General features: G+C 69.2%; 15 protein-coding genes. 6 read left to right on the top strand and 9 right to left on the bottom strand.

What is annotated here, in order from left to right; translation table 11 throughout:
- Window positions 1-16 precede the first annotated feature (16 nt).
- A complete protein-coding gene (locus FE633_RS32565) occupies window positions 17-1,603 on the top strand; it encodes a TIGR03086 family metal-binding protein (RefSeq protein WP_138048772.1) in 1,587 nt (528 codons plus the stop codon).
- Between the two features lie 115 nt (window positions 1,604-1,718).
- Window positions 1,719-2,414: a hypothetical protein gene (locus tag FE633_RS32560; RefSeq protein WP_246113940.1), complete on the top strand. Its 696-nt coding sequence runs from the start codon at window positions 1,719-1,721 to the stop codon at window positions 2,412-2,414.
- Between the two features lie 97 nt (window positions 2,415-2,511).
- Here the strand turns inward: FE633_RS32560 and FE633_RS32555 are convergent, their stop codons facing one another.
- Entirely contained in the window at window positions 2,512-3,327 is an 816-nt protein-coding gene (locus FE633_RS32555; protein ID WP_138048771.1) for a TetR family transcriptional regulator, read from the bottom strand.
- A gap of 145 nt (window positions 3,328-3,472) precedes the next feature.
- Between FE633_RS32555 and FE633_RS32550 the strand changes: the two genes are divergently transcribed.
- Complete coding sequence (locus tag FE633_RS32550) at window positions 3,473-4,306, top strand: NAD(P)H-binding protein (protein ID WP_138048770.1); 834 nt, start codon at window positions 3,473-3,475, stop codon at window positions 4,304-4,306.
- A gap of 218 nt (window positions 4,307-4,524) precedes the next feature.
- Here the strand turns inward: FE633_RS32550 and FE633_RS47905 are convergent, their stop codons facing one another.
- Window positions 4,525-4,665: a hypothetical protein gene (locus FE633_RS47905; RefSeq protein ID WP_212747311.1), complete on the bottom strand. Its 141-nt coding sequence runs from the start codon at window positions 4,663-4,665 to the stop codon at window positions 4,525-4,527.
- Between FE633_RS47905 and FE633_RS49890 the strand changes: the two genes are divergently transcribed.
- From FE633_RS49890 to FE633_RS32540, 3 genes are all read left to right on the top strand, one after another.
- A complete protein-coding gene (locus FE633_RS49890) occupies window positions 4,622-4,921 on the top strand; it encodes an SRPBCC family protein (RefSeq protein ID WP_281291302.1) in 300 nt (99 codons plus the stop codon). The two genes, FE633_RS47905 and FE633_RS49890, sit on opposite strands and share 44 nt — an antisense overlap.
- A gap of 29 nt (window positions 4,922-4,950) precedes the next feature.
- Window positions 4,951-5,100, top strand: coding sequence for a hypothetical protein (locus tag FE633_RS47470; RefSeq protein ID WP_171060205.1), 150 nt, complete (start codon window positions 4,951-4,953; stop codon window positions 5,098-5,100).
- A gap of 358 nt (window positions 5,101-5,458) precedes the next feature.
- Window positions 5,459-6,028: a hypothetical protein gene (locus FE633_RS32540; protein ID WP_138048769.1), complete on the top strand. Its 570-nt coding sequence runs from the start codon at window positions 5,459-5,461 to the stop codon at window positions 6,026-6,028.
- A 315-nt stretch (window positions 6,029-6,343) separates the two neighbouring features.
- Here the strand turns inward: FE633_RS32540 and FE633_RS32535 are convergent, their stop codons facing one another.
- The 7 genes from FE633_RS32535 to FE633_RS47900 all read right to left on the bottom strand — a co-directional run bounded on the left by FE633_RS32535 (window position 6,344) and on the right by FE633_RS47900 (window position 16,517).
- Complete coding sequence (locus tag FE633_RS32535; RefSeq protein WP_138048768.1) at window positions 6,344-8,302, bottom strand: TOMM precursor leader peptide-binding protein; 1,959 nt, start codon at window positions 8,300-8,302, stop codon at window positions 6,344-6,346.
- Window positions 8,295-10,142, bottom strand: coding sequence for a hypothetical protein (locus FE633_RS32530; protein WP_138048767.1), 1,848 nt, complete (start codon window positions 10,140-10,142; stop codon window positions 8,295-8,297). Before FE633_RS32530 ends, FE633_RS32535 begins: the two co-directional genes overlap by 8 nt.
- Window positions 10,139-11,512 (bottom strand): SagB/ThcOx family dehydrogenase, encoded by a 1,374-nt coding sequence (locus FE633_RS32525; protein ID WP_138048766.1) that lies wholly within the window; start codon window positions 11,510-11,512, stop codon window positions 10,139-10,141. The genes FE633_RS32530 and FE633_RS32525 overlap by 4 nt, the downstream gene beginning before the upstream one ends.
- Complete coding sequence (locus tag FE633_RS32520) at window positions 11,509-12,630, bottom strand: thiopeptide maturation pyridine synthase (protein WP_138048765.1); 1,122 nt, start codon at window positions 12,628-12,630, stop codon at window positions 11,509-11,511. Before FE633_RS32520 ends, FE633_RS32525 begins: the two co-directional genes overlap by 4 nt.
- Window positions 12,627-13,532, bottom strand: coding sequence for a thiopeptide-type bacteriocin biosynthesis protein (locus FE633_RS32515; protein WP_171060204.1), 906 nt, complete (start codon window positions 13,530-13,532; stop codon window positions 12,627-12,629). Before FE633_RS32515 ends, FE633_RS32520 begins: the two co-directional genes overlap by 4 nt.
- Entirely contained in the window at window positions 13,529-16,030 is a 2,502-nt protein-coding gene (locus tag FE633_RS32510) for a lantibiotic dehydratase (RefSeq protein WP_171060203.1), read from the bottom strand. Before FE633_RS32510 ends, FE633_RS32515 begins: the two co-directional genes overlap by 4 nt.
- 226 nt (window positions 16,031-16,256) lie before the next feature.
- Window positions 16,257-16,517: a thiomuracin/GE37468 family thiazolyl RiPP peptide gene (locus tag FE633_RS47900; protein WP_212747309.1), complete on the bottom strand. Its 261-nt coding sequence runs from the start codon at window positions 16,515-16,517 to the stop codon at window positions 16,257-16,259.
- Window positions 16,518-16,840: the final 323 nt, after the last annotated feature.

Below are 16,840 nucleotides of genomic sequence, written 5' to 3'. Positions count from 1 at the left end.
TACCGTGGGAGACCCGATGGTGAGTCGCGTGTGTATCGAGGACACGGCCTTGTTGAGCATCGGTGAGGCGGCGGAACGTACCGGATTGTCGGTGAAGTTGATCCGCCACTGGTCCGACGTCGGAGTGGCGCCGCCGACGCGCCGTACGTCGGCCGGCTACCGGTTGTACGACGCCCAGGCAGTGGCTCGGCTGGAGTTGGCGCGGACGTTGCGTGATCTCGGACTGGGCCTGGATGCCATTCGCGGCGTTGTCGACCGCACGCGTGGCCTGGCCGAGGCGGCAGCGGTCCACGCCGACGCGCTGGAAGCGCAGATCCGCACACTTCGACTACAGCAGGCGGTGCTGCGGTCGGTCGTCCACCGCAGCACCACGACTGAGGAGTTCACCATCATGACCAAGGTGGCGCGGTTGTCCGCGGCCGAGCGCACGGCGATCATCCACGAGTTCGTGTTGAGCACGATCGAGGACCTGGACGTACCCACCTACCGGCAGGGACTGCTCGCCGCCACCCCGAACCTGCCCGCGGAGCCCACCGCCGAGCAGGTCGACGCCTGGATCGAGCTGGCGGAACTCGTCCGCGACCCCGCGTTGCGCACGGCGATGCGCCGCATGGCCGAGTACTCGGCCGAGCACGCACCGGGTGAGCACGACGAGCAGACTCTCCGAGCGGTGCAGGACGTCACCGACATGTGGGTGCGGCGGGTCACCGCGGCGATCGAGGACGGGATCGCCGCGGACTCACCGGCCTCCGAGCCGATCGTGGCCGACATCGTCCAGGCATGGATCCCCACCCAGTCCGGCACTCGCCGCCCCCCGGACGGCGACGGCCCCGACGCCCGGCGTCGGCTGCTGGAACAACTCGAAGTCGCCGCCGACACCAGAACCGAACGCTATGGGCAGCTGATGTGCATCATCAACGGCCGGCCACCACTGCCGAGCATGGCCGTGCCGGGCCAGTGGCTCATGACCGCGCTGCGAACCCACTCCGAGCCGGGGGCGCGGACCGCGGGCATCGCGGCGATGGTCGACGATCAGGGGAACACGACCGATCCGGCTCGCCTGCTGAACGCCTGCACCCGGGTTCTGGCCGAGGTGGAGAGGATGGTGGCCGCCGTGAAACCGCAGCAGCTGAGCGATCCCACACCGTGCGCCGACTGGGACGTACGCACCCTGCTCAACCACCTGGTCTGGGAGAACCTGTTGTGGACGAGCCTGGCCGACGGCACCCCCCGCTCCGACTTCACCGCCGACCACCTCGGCGGCGACCCGGCAGCCGCGTTCCGCTCCGCGGCGCGGGCGACACTCACGGCGTTTCGCCGGCCGGGCATGACCGAGCAGCACTACGGCCCGGCCCCTGGCTGGCGGCTGGTCGAGCAGGTCGTCATCGAAATGCTGGTCCACGGCTGGGACCTGGCCAAGGCGACCGGCCGGCCGACCGACTTCCTCCCGGACATCGCCGAGACCACCCTGCCCGCGGCCCAGGCGATCTACGGTGCCCTGCCCAGAACTCCCGGCGGTTCCTTCGCCCCGCCACAGCCGGCACCCGCCGGAGCGAGCGCCACCGACCGCCTTGCCGCGTACCTGGGCCGCACGATCGGCTGAGAGGGGGCGGTTTTCCGCGAAGGGTCAGCCGTCGCCTGGCAGCATCTGACCGGAGGCTGCTGGGCGACCTACACCGTCGCAGTCAGCCGCGCACCTCAACTCAGGAGGACGCTAGGTGACCAGTCAGAACTCCCTCGCGGACAGCGAAGTCTGGGATCCCTTCGGCACATTGCACCGCGCGCTGTGGATCGGCGGCGGCCAATGGGCGGGCAAGTCGACCGTGTCCCGGCTCCTGGCCGTCCAGTACGGCATCACCGTCTATCACTACGACTACCAGGACGCCCGCGGTCACAACGATCGCCGGATCGCCCGTCGCGTCGGCCTCGGCGAGCCCGCCACCGAGCCCGATCCCGACAAGGTGTGGGTCCACCCGACCCCGGAAGAGATGGCCACCGAGACCCTGGCCGGGTTCCCGGTCCGGTTCGAATGGGCCCTGGACGACCTGCGCTCGCTCGTCTCGGGCCACCCGATCATCGCCGAAGGCTGGGGACTCCGCCCCGAACTCGTCGCACGCATCATCGACTCCCCGCGCCGGATGGTCGTGATGGTGCCCACACCAGAGTTCCGCCGACACCAGGCCCGCGAGCTACCCCGAGCCGCCTCGCTCGGGCACCGCGTCAGCGACCCGGCCCGAGCACAGGCCAACCGCCTCACCCGCGACCGCCTCGTCGCCGAGGACGCCGTCCGCACCGCCCACCAACTCGGCATCCGCGTGATCGAAGTCGACGGCTCCCGCGACGCCACCGCGATGGCAGAAGTCGTCGCCGACCACTTCAGCCCGTACCTCCCGCGAGAAGCGGTCGAAGCTTGATCACCGCGGCATTCAGACGGTCCCAGAGGGCGAAAGCCCGAGACCAGGACCACGCGGTCGCACGTTGCGGTCGGCCGCCGGGGGCGGATACCCGCAGTCACCGGGAGGGCGGGCGTGGTGCCTCCGGTTCCGCGCCGCCCGAACCAGTCCGTTCCGCGTTCTCCGAGCCCTCCGCACCAGTCCGTTCCCCGCTCTCCGAACCAGCCGCACCAGTCCGTTCCCCGCTCTCCGAACCAGCCGCACCAGCCCGTTCCCCGCTCTCCGAACCAGTCGGCGCCTCGGCGCCCCGCGTCCGGTCCGCGAGGCGGCGGACGAGACGGCGCAGCTGCTCGGTGTAGCGCCTGCGGAACTCGGGGGAGTCGGGTTCGAGGCCGAAGAGCTGGCGGGCGGTCTGCGGGAGGGCAAGCGGGGCCATGACGAGGGCGTACAGCATGAGCATCACCGCCGCCGGGTCGAGCTCCGCACCCAACTCGCCCTCGTTCTGACGTCGTTGGAGGTCGGAAAGGTCCTCGGGCTGCGCGCCCGCGGCGCTGCCGGTGAGGCTCTGCCAGAGGGCGAGCCGAACGAAACGGGGGTCGTCCAAGGCCATGTGGAGATACCGGGCGACAAGCTCGTCGAGCGGAACGTCCGGGGTGGCGAACGTCGCCTCGCGGGCCAGCCATTGGCGGTCCAGCTCCTGGTAGAGGCCCTCCTTGCCGCCGAAGTGGTAGGCGATGAGCTGCTTGTTGACCCCGGCGCGGTCCGCGATGTCCTGCACACGCGCGCCCGCGTACCCCTTGGCGGCGAACTCGTCGATGGCGGCCTCCACCAGCAGCCGCCGGGTGCGCTCGGGATCCAGGCGGCGCTCGTCGGGGGCGGGGGCGCGCCGTGGGTTCCTCTTAGGGGCCTTTTCGGGGTGCTGCTGGTCGGTCACCGAAGCAGGTTACCCGGGAGCGGGGGCAGGCCGCAGGGGCTCTCATCTATTTGTTTGACAAGTTCATCCGTGCAGTTGAACTATGGAGCGCCAAGCCGGGCGACCCCACCAAGTCGCCCTCCGCACCGCATAGTTGGAGCCCCAGATGATCCTGGTCACCGGAGCCACCGGAAACGTCGGCCGCCCCCTGGTCGACGCCCTGCTCGCCGCGGACGCCCCGGTCCGCGCCCTCACCCGCGACCCGGCGAGGGCCGACCTGCCCGACGGGGTGGAGACGGCCCGCACTGACGAACTGCCGCTGGACGGCGTGGAAGCCGTCTTCCTCAACCCCGCCGCCTTCTGGAACGGCATCGACGAACTCCTCGACCGCGCGGCCAAGGAGGGGGTGCGCCGCATCGTCACCCTCTCCTCCGCGTCCGCACTCAGCGACGATCCGGAGAACTTCCTCGCCGCCCACCACCGCGACATGGAAACCCAAGTGACGGGCTCCGGCGTGGAGTTCACCCACCTGCGGCCCGAGGCCTTCGCCACCAACTGCCTTCAGTGGGCCGAGGGCATCCGCCGCCACGGCACCGTCCCCCTCCCGTACCCGGAGTCGCGGACCACGCCCATCCACGAGGCGGACATCGCCGCCGTCGCCGCCCAGGCACTGCTGACCGACGAACTCCTCGGCACATCCCCGTTGTTGACCGGCCCTCGGGCGGTGAGTTTCGCCGAACAGGTACGCCTCCTCAGCGAGGCCCTGGGACGCGAGGCAGGCAACGAACTGCGTGTGGAGCGGATCAGCCACGACAGCGCGCTGGAGGGAATGATCGCGGGCGGCGTACCGCGCGCCGCGGCGGACACCGTGCTGAAGATGTTCCGCGAGGGGACGAACGGCGCGGCCACACCCGTCTCCCCCGAGGTGGAGCGCATCACGGGCCGCCCGGCACGGGATTTCGCCGAGTGGGCCGAGGAGCACGTCGCCGCGTTCCGCTGAGCCGGAGCCGGAGCCGGAGGCGGAGGCGGCCCGGACTCGGAGCCCGGCGTCCCCTCTCGCCCGACAACCGCCAGTCGGCCGTACACCGGCGCATGCCGGGGTACGGCAGGGCATAGCCCGCCCCCTTGTCGACGAGGAACGGGATCAGGCGCTCCGCCGTCTCGTCGATGATCATGTCGGTGCCACGTCCTTGCCGCGGGACGCCCTCCGCCCGGAGGTCAGGCGTCCCATGCTGGATTCCTCCCGCCGGCACCGAGCGCACGGCCGAAGGCGGGCGCGTCGGCGGAGACGGGCATGGGCGGGCCGTAGCCCCCGGTGGCTCGGCCCTGCTCGGCGATCTGCTCGACCGCGCCGAACACGACCAGCTGCGGATTCCCTCGGTCGTGGAGATCGCCGCGTAGACGGTGTCCGGGTCGGCTGCCCGTGCCGCCCGGCTCGACGACAGTCGAGAGCACCCTCGAACCGGTCGCCGAGGGCACGCCGCTGCGCCTGGTCCACAGCGGCCTGCCCTCCCCGGAGGCGTGCGCGGCACACGAGGAGGGCTGGGCGCACTACGTGGACCGGCTCGCGACCGTGGCGGCGGGCGGCGACCCGGGTCCCGACAACTGGATGTGACCTGTGCGGCCATGGAGTCACCGACTCCTGTGAGTGCCGGGCAGATCAACGCCGTGCTCGACGAGACCTGCACCAAAGTCCTGCGCGAGTACGCGGACCGCGGCCTGCTGCGACTGGCCCGGGGGCCGCATCACCATCCTGGGCCCGGCGCCCTGAAGGACCAAGACCAAGCCGGATAGCTGGACCGGTGGCCGGAGACGTGAGTCGCTGGGCCGGTCATGCTGCGACGAAACGGTGGCATTCCGAGCTCTGGAGCCGTGCGGGGCCGGACAGCGGGATGTTCGCGACGGTCACACTCGGCCGCCTCCCTGGCACGGGGAGCCACACCCGGTCTTGCTTGTGTCGGGCGCCACACCCGGTGCCGTGGCGCTCCGTTGTGCTGTCGCCCACAGGGGCGGTCACCAGGTGCTTCCCGGGGCGGTCGGCTCGCCGGTTCCCGCGGCATGGTATGCGTCGCCGACGCGCTGGCGGCCCAAGTCCCGTAGCAATCAGTCAAGTTCAGCCATCGACGGGTGCGGCAGCGGCATGATGTGCGGCATGGACCAAGCCGACGCGATCATCTGGGCGACCGCCCTGGGTATCGGAGGGACCTTGGCCGCCGGGCTGACCGGACCGGTTCTCCAGGCCAGGGCCTCACGTCGGCAGGCCCGGGACCAGGAGGCCTTCCAGGTCCGGCACCGCCTGCGCGACGAGCGACGCGTCGCCTTCGCGACCGTGCTCGACCAGTGTGAGGCGTTCCGGCAGAGCATCAACGCCGTCATCGAGGCCCACCTGGATCTCGAATGGCGCAGCGAGGACGCCTACTGGGAACTGTGGCAGTCGACCGACGCCGCGCTGGACGCGCTGCGCCGAGCGGCGACGAACGTCGCCATCACCGGCCCCGCACCCATGGGCGAACTGACCGACGCCGTCCATGCGGCGGCCGCCCGGCAGGCGGGCGTCTGGCGCATGCGGCTGGATCTGGACGACCGCCTCGTGCAGAACGCCCAGGCGGACAGCGCCTTCGCCGATGCGCGCAGACAATTCATCGCCGCGGCGGAAAAGATCCTTGTCCCGCCCACCAACCAGGGCTCCCGGCACCGGGGCCTGCTGCGGCGTTCGCGGTGACGCGGGTCTGACGAGGGATTCTTCGCACCGGCGCGTTCAAGGCCGCCTTCGGGATTCGAACCCGAGACCTACGCATTACGAGGCCGACAGAGATCGTGCTGGGCTGTGACGTGTGGTCGTACCAGATCTCGTTTTCGCCGTACAACAACAGCCCACGGAAAGGTGGCCCGTCTCGGCCGCCGGCGTCACCCTGGCAGGCTCTTCGGCTCCCACGCTCTCCAGCCTCGTACATCGCTCACCCAGCTCACCGAATGGCTGGCCGCGGCCGAGGACATCCGCGTCTGCCCGCCGTCCGGAGAGAGGCCGCTCGGCAACTCACGGAAACGGGTGGGGAAACGGGTTGAGCCCGGCCACGGTCGAGGGCGGAGCTGGGTCGCCGAGCAGACGTGGCACGTCGAACAGCCGGGACAGCCCGTCCACTCTGCGCATCTCGTGCCCGAAGGTCATCGGTGCGGTTCCCGGAACCACGACCTTGACGCAGGCCAGCCCGCCGGCTCGCTGCTCCAGAGTGGTTTGGTCGACGACCAGCACGTCAAGTCCCGTCCGCAGATACCGGTCGATGGCATGCCGGACGTCCTTGGTCAGGTCATCGGCACTGATGGGGATGCTCCTGGCTGCCATCGCCTCCAGTGACCGCCGTTCGGGGGAGGAGAACAGAAACTCCAGCCGGCAGAAGACCGAGGGGTCGGCATACACGAGAGAGTGATCGCCCATGGTCTGCACGAGTGAGGAGTCCGCGGCCATGGCAGTGACCCGCCGGCGATGCTGCGCATACGATCGGTCCACGCTGGCCAGGATCGGGCCCAGTTCGCACAACGCGTTGAGCACAGCACGCTCGGGGACGAGATGGGATCCGCCCGCGCACACGGCCCTGGCTCGGTCGCCGTCGTTCGTACGGTCGACGGCGATGGCCCACACGCATGGCAGACCCTGTTCGACCGTGGTGTCCAGCACGGTGATGGTTCTCGACGTCTCTTCCTCCAGATGCGCGGCGAGCATGCGAACCCGCGGGTCACGGGCCGAGGCCAGGTCGATCCTGGCCACCTGACGACGCGCATACCAGGCAATCAGAAAGGCGTCACGCTCTGCGACTTCGAGGAGGCCGTAGAGGATGGCCTCTTCCAGACAGCTACCCAGGGCACAACCGTTCGAGATCTCGTAGGCCAAACGCGGTTCGTCCGGCCGTAGCACGTGGGCGCCGTAGTACGCATAGCTCTCCGGTAGCAGAACCGGTTCGTTCCGGGCGAAGGAGTGGGCCCATACCCAGTGCATCGGCAGATCTTCGTGAAAGGGAGTGAAAGGGAAGTCGGGTATCTGGTACCGCTCTGGCGTGTAGAGCCCCAGCGTGCGCGGATCCACAGCCGTCTCGCGCACCTCGCGGTATGTCGCGCGGACGGCCGTCCGTTTGCCCCCCGCCTGCAATCCTCCCCACCGCTCGACCGCCTCCAGCACGGCGGTCGCCGCGCCGGCTCGATAGCTGTCACTGCGGCCCCACCCGGATTCCTCCGCTGTGTGTCCTCGTATCGGCAGCGGTGCCCTGGCAACGGGGAGGCCGCCTTCGTCTCCCGTGCTGACCTCTCTGATCAGGCCCGCCTCGCTGTCGACGAACAGGCGCAGAAGCGCCTGGTGTTCATCGGTGGCGTTGCGGATCCGAAACGCTTCGGGGCGGGGCTTCGGCCGGGGATACAGGGTGAGCAGGCCACGCGCGGCGGTGTCCTCGGGCAGCTCTCCGCAGACCGAGCAGAGCGGTTCGGGTAGCACCAGGTGAGTGCGTACCGCCAGGTCCTCCAGTGAGACACGCAGGAAGGCCGCCGCCGAACGAGGCGCAGCGCCGGAGGCCAGCGCGGTGATCTCATCGGCGACCAGCGCCGCGACGGCATCGGTGGAGAAAGGGGTCAGCCAGGGCGCCGGGCTGCGGGCAAGGGCGTCACGGTTCCGGTCCACCACGGCGTAGCGACCGGGATGGTTACGGCGGCGCCGCATGTCGGCGCAGGTCCAGCAGCCGGCGGTGCCGGGCGACGTCAGCGGTCCGACGACCACGTGGCCCAGTTCGGCGGTCACTGGAAGAACGGGTACTTGGATGCCGGGATGCGAGTTGAGGGGAGCGTCCGTCCAGCTGTCCGAGAGGAGCACAAGGGCGACAAGCCCGTCGTGCTCGTCCTGCGGCAGATCGGCCGCGTCACGCAGTCGGACCTTCTTGTCCAGCCAGACTTCCACCGCATCCCGGAGGAGGCCGTCCCCCAGCAGGCCCACGACCGGTGTCACGTCATTCATCGAGCAGCACCACCCTTCCGGCGTAGGGCAGAACCTGGGCCATCGCCGGGTCGTCGTCCAGGAGTATCAGGACTGGCTCTCGGCCGGTGCCCCGGATCGCGGCGATCACGTCCGCAGGCGTGATGTCCCTGGGAGGTTTCCACGTGCCGCCGCAGGCGGCCGGCTCGGCCAGCACGGCGCCGGGGAGCACGCCCGACTGTGCTGCCGCCAGTACGTACTCGATGACGCCGCGCGCGGCGGCGGTCCAGCTCAGCGCGCTCTCCACGTGGAGGACAGCTCCGTCCAGCGCGCAACCCACCGTCGGCACTCCTGCGGCACCTGTCAGGTCGTACAGGCAGACATCATGGCCCAGTGCGCCGAGCAGTCGGTGATACCTCCGGACGGCGGGATCCGAGGCGACCGCCTTCTCGTCGATCGACGGACAGGGCCGGTCAATCAGCGAGGACATACCGTCGGAGCCGGTGAACAGGTCGGCCTGATAGCGGGCGAGGACGGCGGCGGTCACCATCTGCCCCCAGTCGAGGCCGACGCCGACGCCGACCCCGACTTCCTGGTCCCCTATGGCGCCGGGAGCGCCATCGACATCGACCAGACGCGGTTCGTCGGGGCCAAGACGCAGGCCCCACCGCGCACGGCGCGAACCGGCCTGCGGTAAGTGTGGACCGGAGGCGAGCACACCGTACGTCCCGACGGACTTCAGGGCGGCCCGGTGCCTGGCTGAGCGGAAGTTCGGTCCGTACGCCGTCACCTCCACACGGTCGGCGGAGAACGGGTCGGCGACGACGGCACGCGTCTGCCGGAGTGGCAATTGCGGCAAGTCGGCCTCGTCCAAGCGTCGGATCGGCCCGAACCGCTCGTCGATCGCAGCCATGACACGAGTCGAGAGCTCCTCCTCGGTCAACCTCCTTCCTGCCCGCAGCCGTCGTACGGATGCCTCGAACCGTTCGCGTGACCGCCTCACCGACCCGGTCGGAGGCGGGAGAGGCAGCACGCGGTGCGAGGTCCGCTCCAATGTGCCGGTGTCGAAGACGTGAAGACGGGAATCGGCGGCGCCTGATGTCCCCGTGACCTGGCGGTACAGCAGAAACGCGAGATGATTGGCCAGAACGGGCAGACATGCGCCTGACATCGGGGGCATGCGGGCAGTGCGGAAGGCGTGTCTGTCCTCTGGAGCGAGCCGCCGCCACACCGTCTCCCAGTCCAGGGCGGGGTGCGGACCAATGAGGACCTCAGCCGCCGACACGAGCGCCTGAACCAGGGGGATGTCGCGCCGCGCGCAGAGTGCCGCGAGACGGCGAGCATGACCGATACGCTCGCAGTCGAACAGGTGCAGTACGAAGTCGACACTCTCCAGACCGTCGTTGTCCACGGCGTCGTCCAGCACGTCGCTCTGTACCCTGCCGTCCGGCGTGCCCTCCGTGTCCTGGTCGCGTGCGTCGATCCGAGCAGTCACTTTCCGCACTCCGCCACGGGACAGAGCCCGTACGCACGCGGCGACCATCGGTCCTGGGGCGGCGACCAACGCCCTGCCGCCCGCGAAGCGCTCGTACACCGCGTCGCCGGTGACGTACAGGGCAGACGGCTGCTCGGCAGCAGCGTCCCGGACCAGGCCCTTCGCGAGCAGTACGTCGATCAGTTCGACGACCAGGGAGCGGTGTTGGTCCGACAGCGTCGCGGTGAGCTCTTCCACTGTCCTGCGGCCGTTCAGGTGTGGGGCCAGCCGCTGCGTGACAGCCGCGATCGACGTTCCCTTGAGGGTTACCTCACCCGCGCTGCTCAGCCAGATCACACCGTGTGCCACTGGCGCGAAGAAGGCGTCGGAACGGAGCTGGGGCCTCACACCCTCCTCCCGTCTTCCGGCGAGGCAGGCCGTCCGAGAGCGAACTCCCCGACACTGGTCTCCTCCAGTGCGTCGAGTCCGGTGGCGGCGGTGAAAGCGTCTGCGTCCCCGACGCCGAGGGCGCACGGCGCCAGTCCCATCGCCGTCGCGGCAAGATACATGGTCTGCTGGAGCACGCCCACGTGCTTCAAGGTCAGGGCGTAGGACATCGCCTGGTACTTCCAGGCCAGTCGGCCGTACCTGGTCGCGATCACGAACAGCACCTGTGGCGTGGCGCTACCAGTCATCCCGGCCGCTGATGACGTCATCAGCCAGCGCAGGGCGGTCGCTGTAGCCGGGACCGGGCACAGCCCGTGCTCGTGGGGATCGTAGTGATACAGGCCGGGAGACAGGCCGCGCACGTTGTGCACCAACGGGTACACCTCCAATTCGTGGGCTGCGCCGCCCGCCGGCCACGGCCGGTCCGACACCTCCAGGCCGGTGTCCTGACCGGTCGCGCGCACCCGCGCGGTCCGGAACAGGAACTCGCCCAGTTCCTCGACGGTCAGCGGATCGTCCTCGTCGTACGAGCGGACCGACCTGCGCCCCTCCATCACCACGGACAGGGGCGGATCCTGAGCGTGCAGTCGTTCGAGATCGGGGTGCGCAAGCGAAAGGTCCGAGGTTCCCCACACCGGGTGCCGGGACGGCGGCGGGTCGAAGCGGTCCGTCGCCCAGTAGGTGCCGCCGAAGTCCTCGCCCATCCGGTGGTCGCGCCGCAATCGGCTGTCGTGGTGGAAGGCGAGCTCGTGCGGGCTCCACTGAGCTCCGCGCAGCTCACCGGTCTCCTCGGCGGTGGCCAGAAGCCCCGCATCGTCCAGATCGGTCAGCAACCACCGTGCCGCCTCGGCCGGAAAGCCTTGCGGATCCTCGGCCGCGCCCGCCGTCACGACGGTTTCCAGGAGCCGGGTGTCAACGATCCGCAGGGTGCGCGAGGCGATCGGCGACGACACCAGCACTCCATCCCCGTCCTGCCTGAGCGACACGAATCGCGAGAGCCGGCGGGGGCGGCCGGGCACCGGGGACGGGCGCGGCGGCCACCGGGCCTGCGTGCCGTACAGCATCCGCTCACCGCAGAGGACGGTGGTCGCCACCCACCCGCCCCCGACCAGGGTCTTGAGCAGGGACGCGGTGCTGTCGGCCGGGCAGAGCGCAGCCAATTCCTCCGGCGACCGGTCCTCGACAAGCTCGCGCAGCACGGCGTGCTCTTGAGCGGAGAGCCTGCCGACCTCCTCGGCATGGGGCCAGCGCAGGAGTGCCGTGGCTCCCGAGCCGGAGGTGAGGCACCGCACCCCCTCCGTGAGCCGGTACAGCCGACGCAATGCGGTCACGACGGCTCCCGGACTTGCGGGGAACCAGCCGACGGCGCCTGCCCGGGTGCGGGGAGCAGCACATCGGTGGCAGCCACCTGGTACAGGTCCTCGGCGGCGTTCGCCGCCAGATGGCACAGCAGAAACCGCTCGACGGGAGCCAGCCCGAGCCGGGTGAGGTGCAAATACGTGTAGTTGAGGGCGAGCCGGTACCCGTCGAACCAGATCCTGTCGACTTCGACACCGGGAGGGCGCGGATGGCTGTGGAACGGACTCTTCCGCAGCATGGCCCTCACCGACTCGTCGTCCTGCGCCGATCGATGCGCCCACGGCGGATCCATGGTCATCTCGCCCCCCGCGATCAGTTCCGCGCCGCGTCGGACCACGGCACCCGCGGTGTCCAGCCAACGGCGTACGAGAACGGGTTCCGTCGCGTCGGAGTCGATGGCGGTCTGCAGCGCTTCGACCCGCCGCACGAGCTTGTCGCGATGGGTCGCGTAGTGCCGGTCCCATGCCTGGCGGAGCCCTTCGGCCTCCGGCCACCAGGACAGGAATGCGTCGGCATGTGAACGGAACGAGACGAAGCCCTGGCGCAGCCCGGTGCCGGACAGTCCGTGCGCCGAGGCGATCATGGTGTCGAAGGCGAGCCCGGCGAGCGGGCCGCCGTTGGTGCGCAGACGGCTGACTGTGTCGAAGGCGAGCGGTGTCGTCGACGCGTAGAAGTCGGCGAGCAGGTCAGCGGCACGGGGGCTGCCGTGGACATGCAATCGCCGATCGTACGGGGTCTCCCGCACGGAGTTGTCGGGCCACAGCGGAGTCAATGCGCCCTGCTCGTGCTCGAGTTCGGCGAGCCGCTCGTGCCGGCAGACCATCGCCGCCGTGTCGACCGACGCCGTTGACGGGTGCTTGGCCAGGTAGCCCTTGACCAACTCGTCGATCGCGGGACGGACGACGGCTTCGAAGACCTGCGGCGAGGCGTCGACATTGATGCGCACATGCGGGCCGCGCAGCCAGTGCAGCAGATGGTGGACCGAGGACACGTGCGGAGAGATCCGTTCCACCAAGGGCTTCACGGCCTCCAGCAGCAGTCCGGTGCGGTCCTCGTCGTAGTAGGTGACACAGAACGTCCGCCACATCATTCCCCCTGGGGTCCGTCCGGGTCGGTGACCGCGCGTGCGGCCAGATAGCGCAGCACTCCCTCGGTGTCGACGCGCACGCCGACCCTATTGGCGAAGAGGTGCGCGCACAGGTCTGCCGCCGACTCGGCGGACGGGGCGGTGGCGTCCGCGTTCAGCGCGTCCACCACCCTCGTCAGCGAGGACGTCCATCGCCACAGGGTGCCGCCGTCGCTGGACAGCCGGCGCCGTTCCCACGCGGACCTGCGCATGGTGGCCGCCAGGGCCAGCACTTGGTCCCGCTGTCGCTCGTACAGCGCAGCCTGGCCGCTACCCCGCGGGCCGGCCTTTGCGAGTTGGCGCCGGGCGAGGTCCGGCACGTCCGCGCTGCCGAGCAGCCAGGCGATCAGAAGGCAGCAGAGCACGGCTGTTTCACGCCGCTGCCGTCCGGCGCCGGAACGCAGCTGGGCGAGTGCCAGTGTGCTGGACTCGGCGAAGTGCTCCTCCACGGTTTCCACCGTTCGGCCGCGACCGTAGCGATGATGTTCACGTTGATACGGCAGAAAGTGCACCGAGTTGTTGGTGTACATGCGCTCGGTAGGGACCACGCCCTCCCAGGCTCCGATCTCCTGAGCGGAGGCCAGGTACTCCTCCTGGGTCAGTACGTCCGGAGCCGGGCAGCGCGCGAAGTAAGCTGCGGCCCGGTGTTCGATCAGCCTGCGCACGTCGTCCCGCACCGCGTCGTTCTTGGGCAGGACGCGCAGCCTGATGTGCGGGCCACCGTCCCAGTACCGCAGGAAGAAGCAGCGGTCCGCCAAGGCACGCTCCCGCATCTCTTCGGCGAGCGGATCCACCAATCCGGTCAGCACCTGGTCCAGGTCTCCATGGTGGAACAGATGCGCGCTGATCCATCCGCCGTCGCTCACGAGGAGCCGTCCGCGGTCAGTTCGACGACGATTTCGGCGACCCGGGGCTCGGAGCCCGTAAGCGGGCGGGCGTGGGCGGGGTCGGGCAGAGCCTCTTCGAAGGCTACGTGCCCGGTGAAGGACTTGGTCATGTGCTGGAACACGGCGAGCATCGACATACTGGCCAAGTCCAGAAACATGGGCTTGCGGGACTTGGCGAACACGTTGTTCACCCAGTCGCCGTCGGCCGTGTGCAGCCGTACGAAGGACCGCCGCGGGATGCCGTGCACACGCAGCCAGCCCGCCAGCCGCAGGAGGTGCTCCGCGTCCGTCTCTCCGGCGCGCACCACCGGGACCTGGTCGATCGGGGCCCGCCATTCCGCCCGTTGCACGACGAGTCGCCCCACCTCCACCCTCGGCAGGAACTCCACGCCCCGCGTACCGCCGGACAGGGCGGGTTTGAGCAGGGACAGGCTCGGGTGCAGCAGGTACGACTGTCCGAAGGCCGCGAGCAGCAGCCGCGCCGCGGGGGGCAGCAGCGGATCGGCCATCATCCCCAGGTGAGCGGGCTGAATGCGTCGGTTTCCCGGTCGCGCCGCCAGCTCCAGCGTGCCGGTGCCGGGGTCGTGCCGGACGACGAGATCGCGCAGCGGGATACGCTCCGTCGCGGGCCGGGCGGTCGTGGTGTACGGATAGTCGATCTCGTACGGCGCCGTGGGAGCACGCAGGTTGACGGACACTCCGAAGGTTCCGGACAACTCGGCGAGGGCCGGGGCGTGTTCCGCGGTGGGTGTGGACCGGCCGGCGGAAAGCTGCTGCCCGCCCCCTTGGCGCAGCAACCGGGACCAGCGTCCCGCGCCTTTGCCGTATCCGCCGCTGATGGTGTTGACCACCGCGGTCAGCCGGTCGGCGACGATCTCCGTCTGGAGGTAACAGGCGATCGAACCCGGGGGACGGACCCAGTCGGGCCAGCCCGCGGCCAGCTCGGCCAAAACCGCGGGGTCGGTCCTGAGCACGGCACCGTCCCGTTCACCGGACAGCACGGTTTCCAGCGACTCCCGGCGCAGCCGATGGAGCAGCGCCAGTTCGGGAACGGCGTTGTGCTCCAGCGCATCCGGCGGAGCAGGTTGGCTGAGCTGCAGGAAGGGACGCAGTGGGAGGAGCCAGTCGGGGCAGTCGACGTCGTCGCGAGCGAGATCGGACTGGATCGCGGCGTGCATGTCGAGGAAGGCCGGCGTGGCTCCCGCACCGAAGCGGTGCCTGACGTAAACGCCGAGCGCGATCCGGACCGGCAACATGCGATCGTGCAATGACAGCCAGCGACGCAGCACATCCAGATCGTCGAGGACAGGGCGCCACTCGGTCATCGAGGCGGTCAGTGAACTGTCGGGCAGGACCGCGTTCTCGTGAAAGGCGACCTTGCCGAGCACGTCCGGCGGCGGCCAGTTCAGCTCCAGCCGGTGGCCAATCGTGGTGAGCAGCCGCGCGATGGCGGTCTGCCTCGTGCGGTAGCCCTCGATCTGCGTGGGGGGCAGTTCTCGGGTGAGTTCGTCGCGCAGAGCGGTGAGATCGGCCGTCACGGCGTTCAGGTCGGGGGCCGTGGTGACAAGGTGTCCGATCAGGTCGTCCAGCGGATTCTCGGACTGGTCGCAGACCGGGCCGGCGTACTCCAGAGCTCCGATCGTGATCAGCTGCGCGCAGAACCGTGCCGCCGCGTCCGTGCCCTTGCGTGCTCGGGAGGCGAGCGTGTCGCGCAGGTGGACCAATGAGCACTGGTCCCCCACGATGCGCAGGGATGCGGCGATCTGCGGTGCCGCGGGAAGGGACACCAGCGACTCGGCCGGACGACGGCCGAGGAAGGTGTACCGGCCGTTCACCTCGCGCAGGCTGGGATTGGGGCGCACCAGGAGGCCTCGGGTGACGTCCTCGCGTGCCAGAAGGGCGCCGAGGATCTGTCCCAGGACCATCCGGTCCAGTTCGAGAACGCAAGCGATCCTGTCCTCACCCGATGAGGACAGCACCGGCCCGTCAGCCGACCAGGTGCCAGCGGCCGTCGCCGTGAAGGTGCTGTACGGACTGGTCTTCGTAGCGGCACGGGAGGCGAACTTCGTCAGCCCGACGACGGTACGGCGCTTGAGTCGGGCCCGGCCGCCCGGTCGGCAGCGCTCCAGTTCGTCCAGCAGGGTGGGACTGGCCTGCGACAGGGCGTGCCTGAACACCGGATCGGCAGCGATCTTGAACAGCCGGGCCGTTTCGTCCGCGCGGTCCTGCTCCACGGCGGCAGCGAGTTCACGACGGGCGTCACGTTGTCGGTGCAGATTGTCCTGCCAGCGCTCAATGCGCTCCGATGTGTCCCGGGGAAGCGCCCGAGCCAACTCCTCGCCCCATTCCCTACGCGCGGGAAGACGCATGCCGTGAATACTGCGGCGTAACGCCACCAGACGCGGCTTGAAGGAGGGATTACCGAGTCCGCCAATCGCCGTGTAGAGCAGGTCACTCAGCTCTTCCGATTCCTTCAACAGTTCATCATCGAGCGCCAGCACATCCTGGGCCGACTGCCAGCACCGACCACCCGTCAATTCATCCAGCATCGTCGCGGGAAGTCCACAAAAACGAGCGAAAAAAGACGTCGCGAGAGAGTAGGAAGTCACACGCAGCCCTTGCCTGAAATGAGTTGGTGTGCCAGGTGAGGCATGGCGCTTGGCCGCGGCGCCAGGGAAAGGCCCCTGGCACCGCGGTTGTCGGCTACGGCAGGGACGAACAGGAGCTACCGCAGCTCGGGAACGAAGCACCGTTCTCCACGAGACCGTGGCCGGCCGTCAGGGACTCCACAGTGAGCCCACTGTCGGCCAGATCGAAGACATCCGCAGGAATGTCGTCGAGGTCGAATTCGAGTTCCATTTCGTTTTCCATCGTACCTCCTATGGTTGCGGAAAATGGATTGCCGCCAAACGAATGACGACGCACGAAAGGAAACGCTTTCACATTCTCCAGTGGATCCTTCATGCAATTCCCGACCCTACAGTGGCCAGTTGGCTGACGCTACCTATGAAAAAAAGTTGGCCGATTACATCCCGCCAGCAACAGGAGCCCTTCCATCATAATTTTCCATTCGGAATTGTTTACTCCGCCAGAATTCCTTCGAAGGGAATTTTCTGGGCAGCACTGACTCTCCTCCGAGCTGTTACTGCTGCGGCACCCAAGCCAGGTCGCAAGGAGCGCGCCTGCCGCCACGCTCCGCCACCGGCCGGCGAGAAATCTCTCCGGCGAGGGGGGGATGACGCGCCAATTACCGGGCGATCATCGCAACATCCCGCCACCGCGCAACT

Source organism: Streptomyces montanus, from assembly GCF_005786655.1.
Taxonomy (GTDB): Bacteria; Actinomycetota; Actinomycetes; order Streptomycetales; family Streptomycetaceae; genus Streptomyces; species Streptomyces sporangiiformans.
This window is presented reverse-complemented; position numbering and strand designations above follow the sequence as displayed.

Excerpts from the sequence above, each read along its gene's own strand:
- FE633_RS32565 (WP_138048772.1), top strand. The coding sequence starts at position 17 with ATGGTGAGTCGCGTGTGTATCGAGGACACGGCCTTGTTGAGCATCGGT.
- FE633_RS32550 (WP_138048770.1), top strand. The coding sequence starts at position 3,473 with ATGATCCTGGTCACCGGAGCCACCGGAAACGTCGGCCGCCCCCTGGTC.
- FE633_RS32540 (WP_138048769.1), top strand. The coding sequence starts at position 5,459 with ATGGACCAAGCCGACGCGATCATCTGGGCGACCGCCCTGGGTATCGGA.
- FE633_RS32535 (WP_138048768.1), bottom strand. The coding sequence starts at position 8,302 with ATGAATGACGTGACACCGGTCGTGGGCCTGCTGGGGGACGGCCTCCTC.
- FE633_RS32520 (WP_138048765.1), bottom strand. The coding sequence starts at position 12,630 with ATGATGTGGCGGACGTTCTGTGTCACCTACTACGACGAGGACCGCACC.
- FE633_RS47900 (WP_212747309.1), bottom strand. The coding sequence starts at position 16,517 with ATGAAGGATCCACTGGAGAATGTGAAAGCGTTTCCTTTCGTGCGTCGT.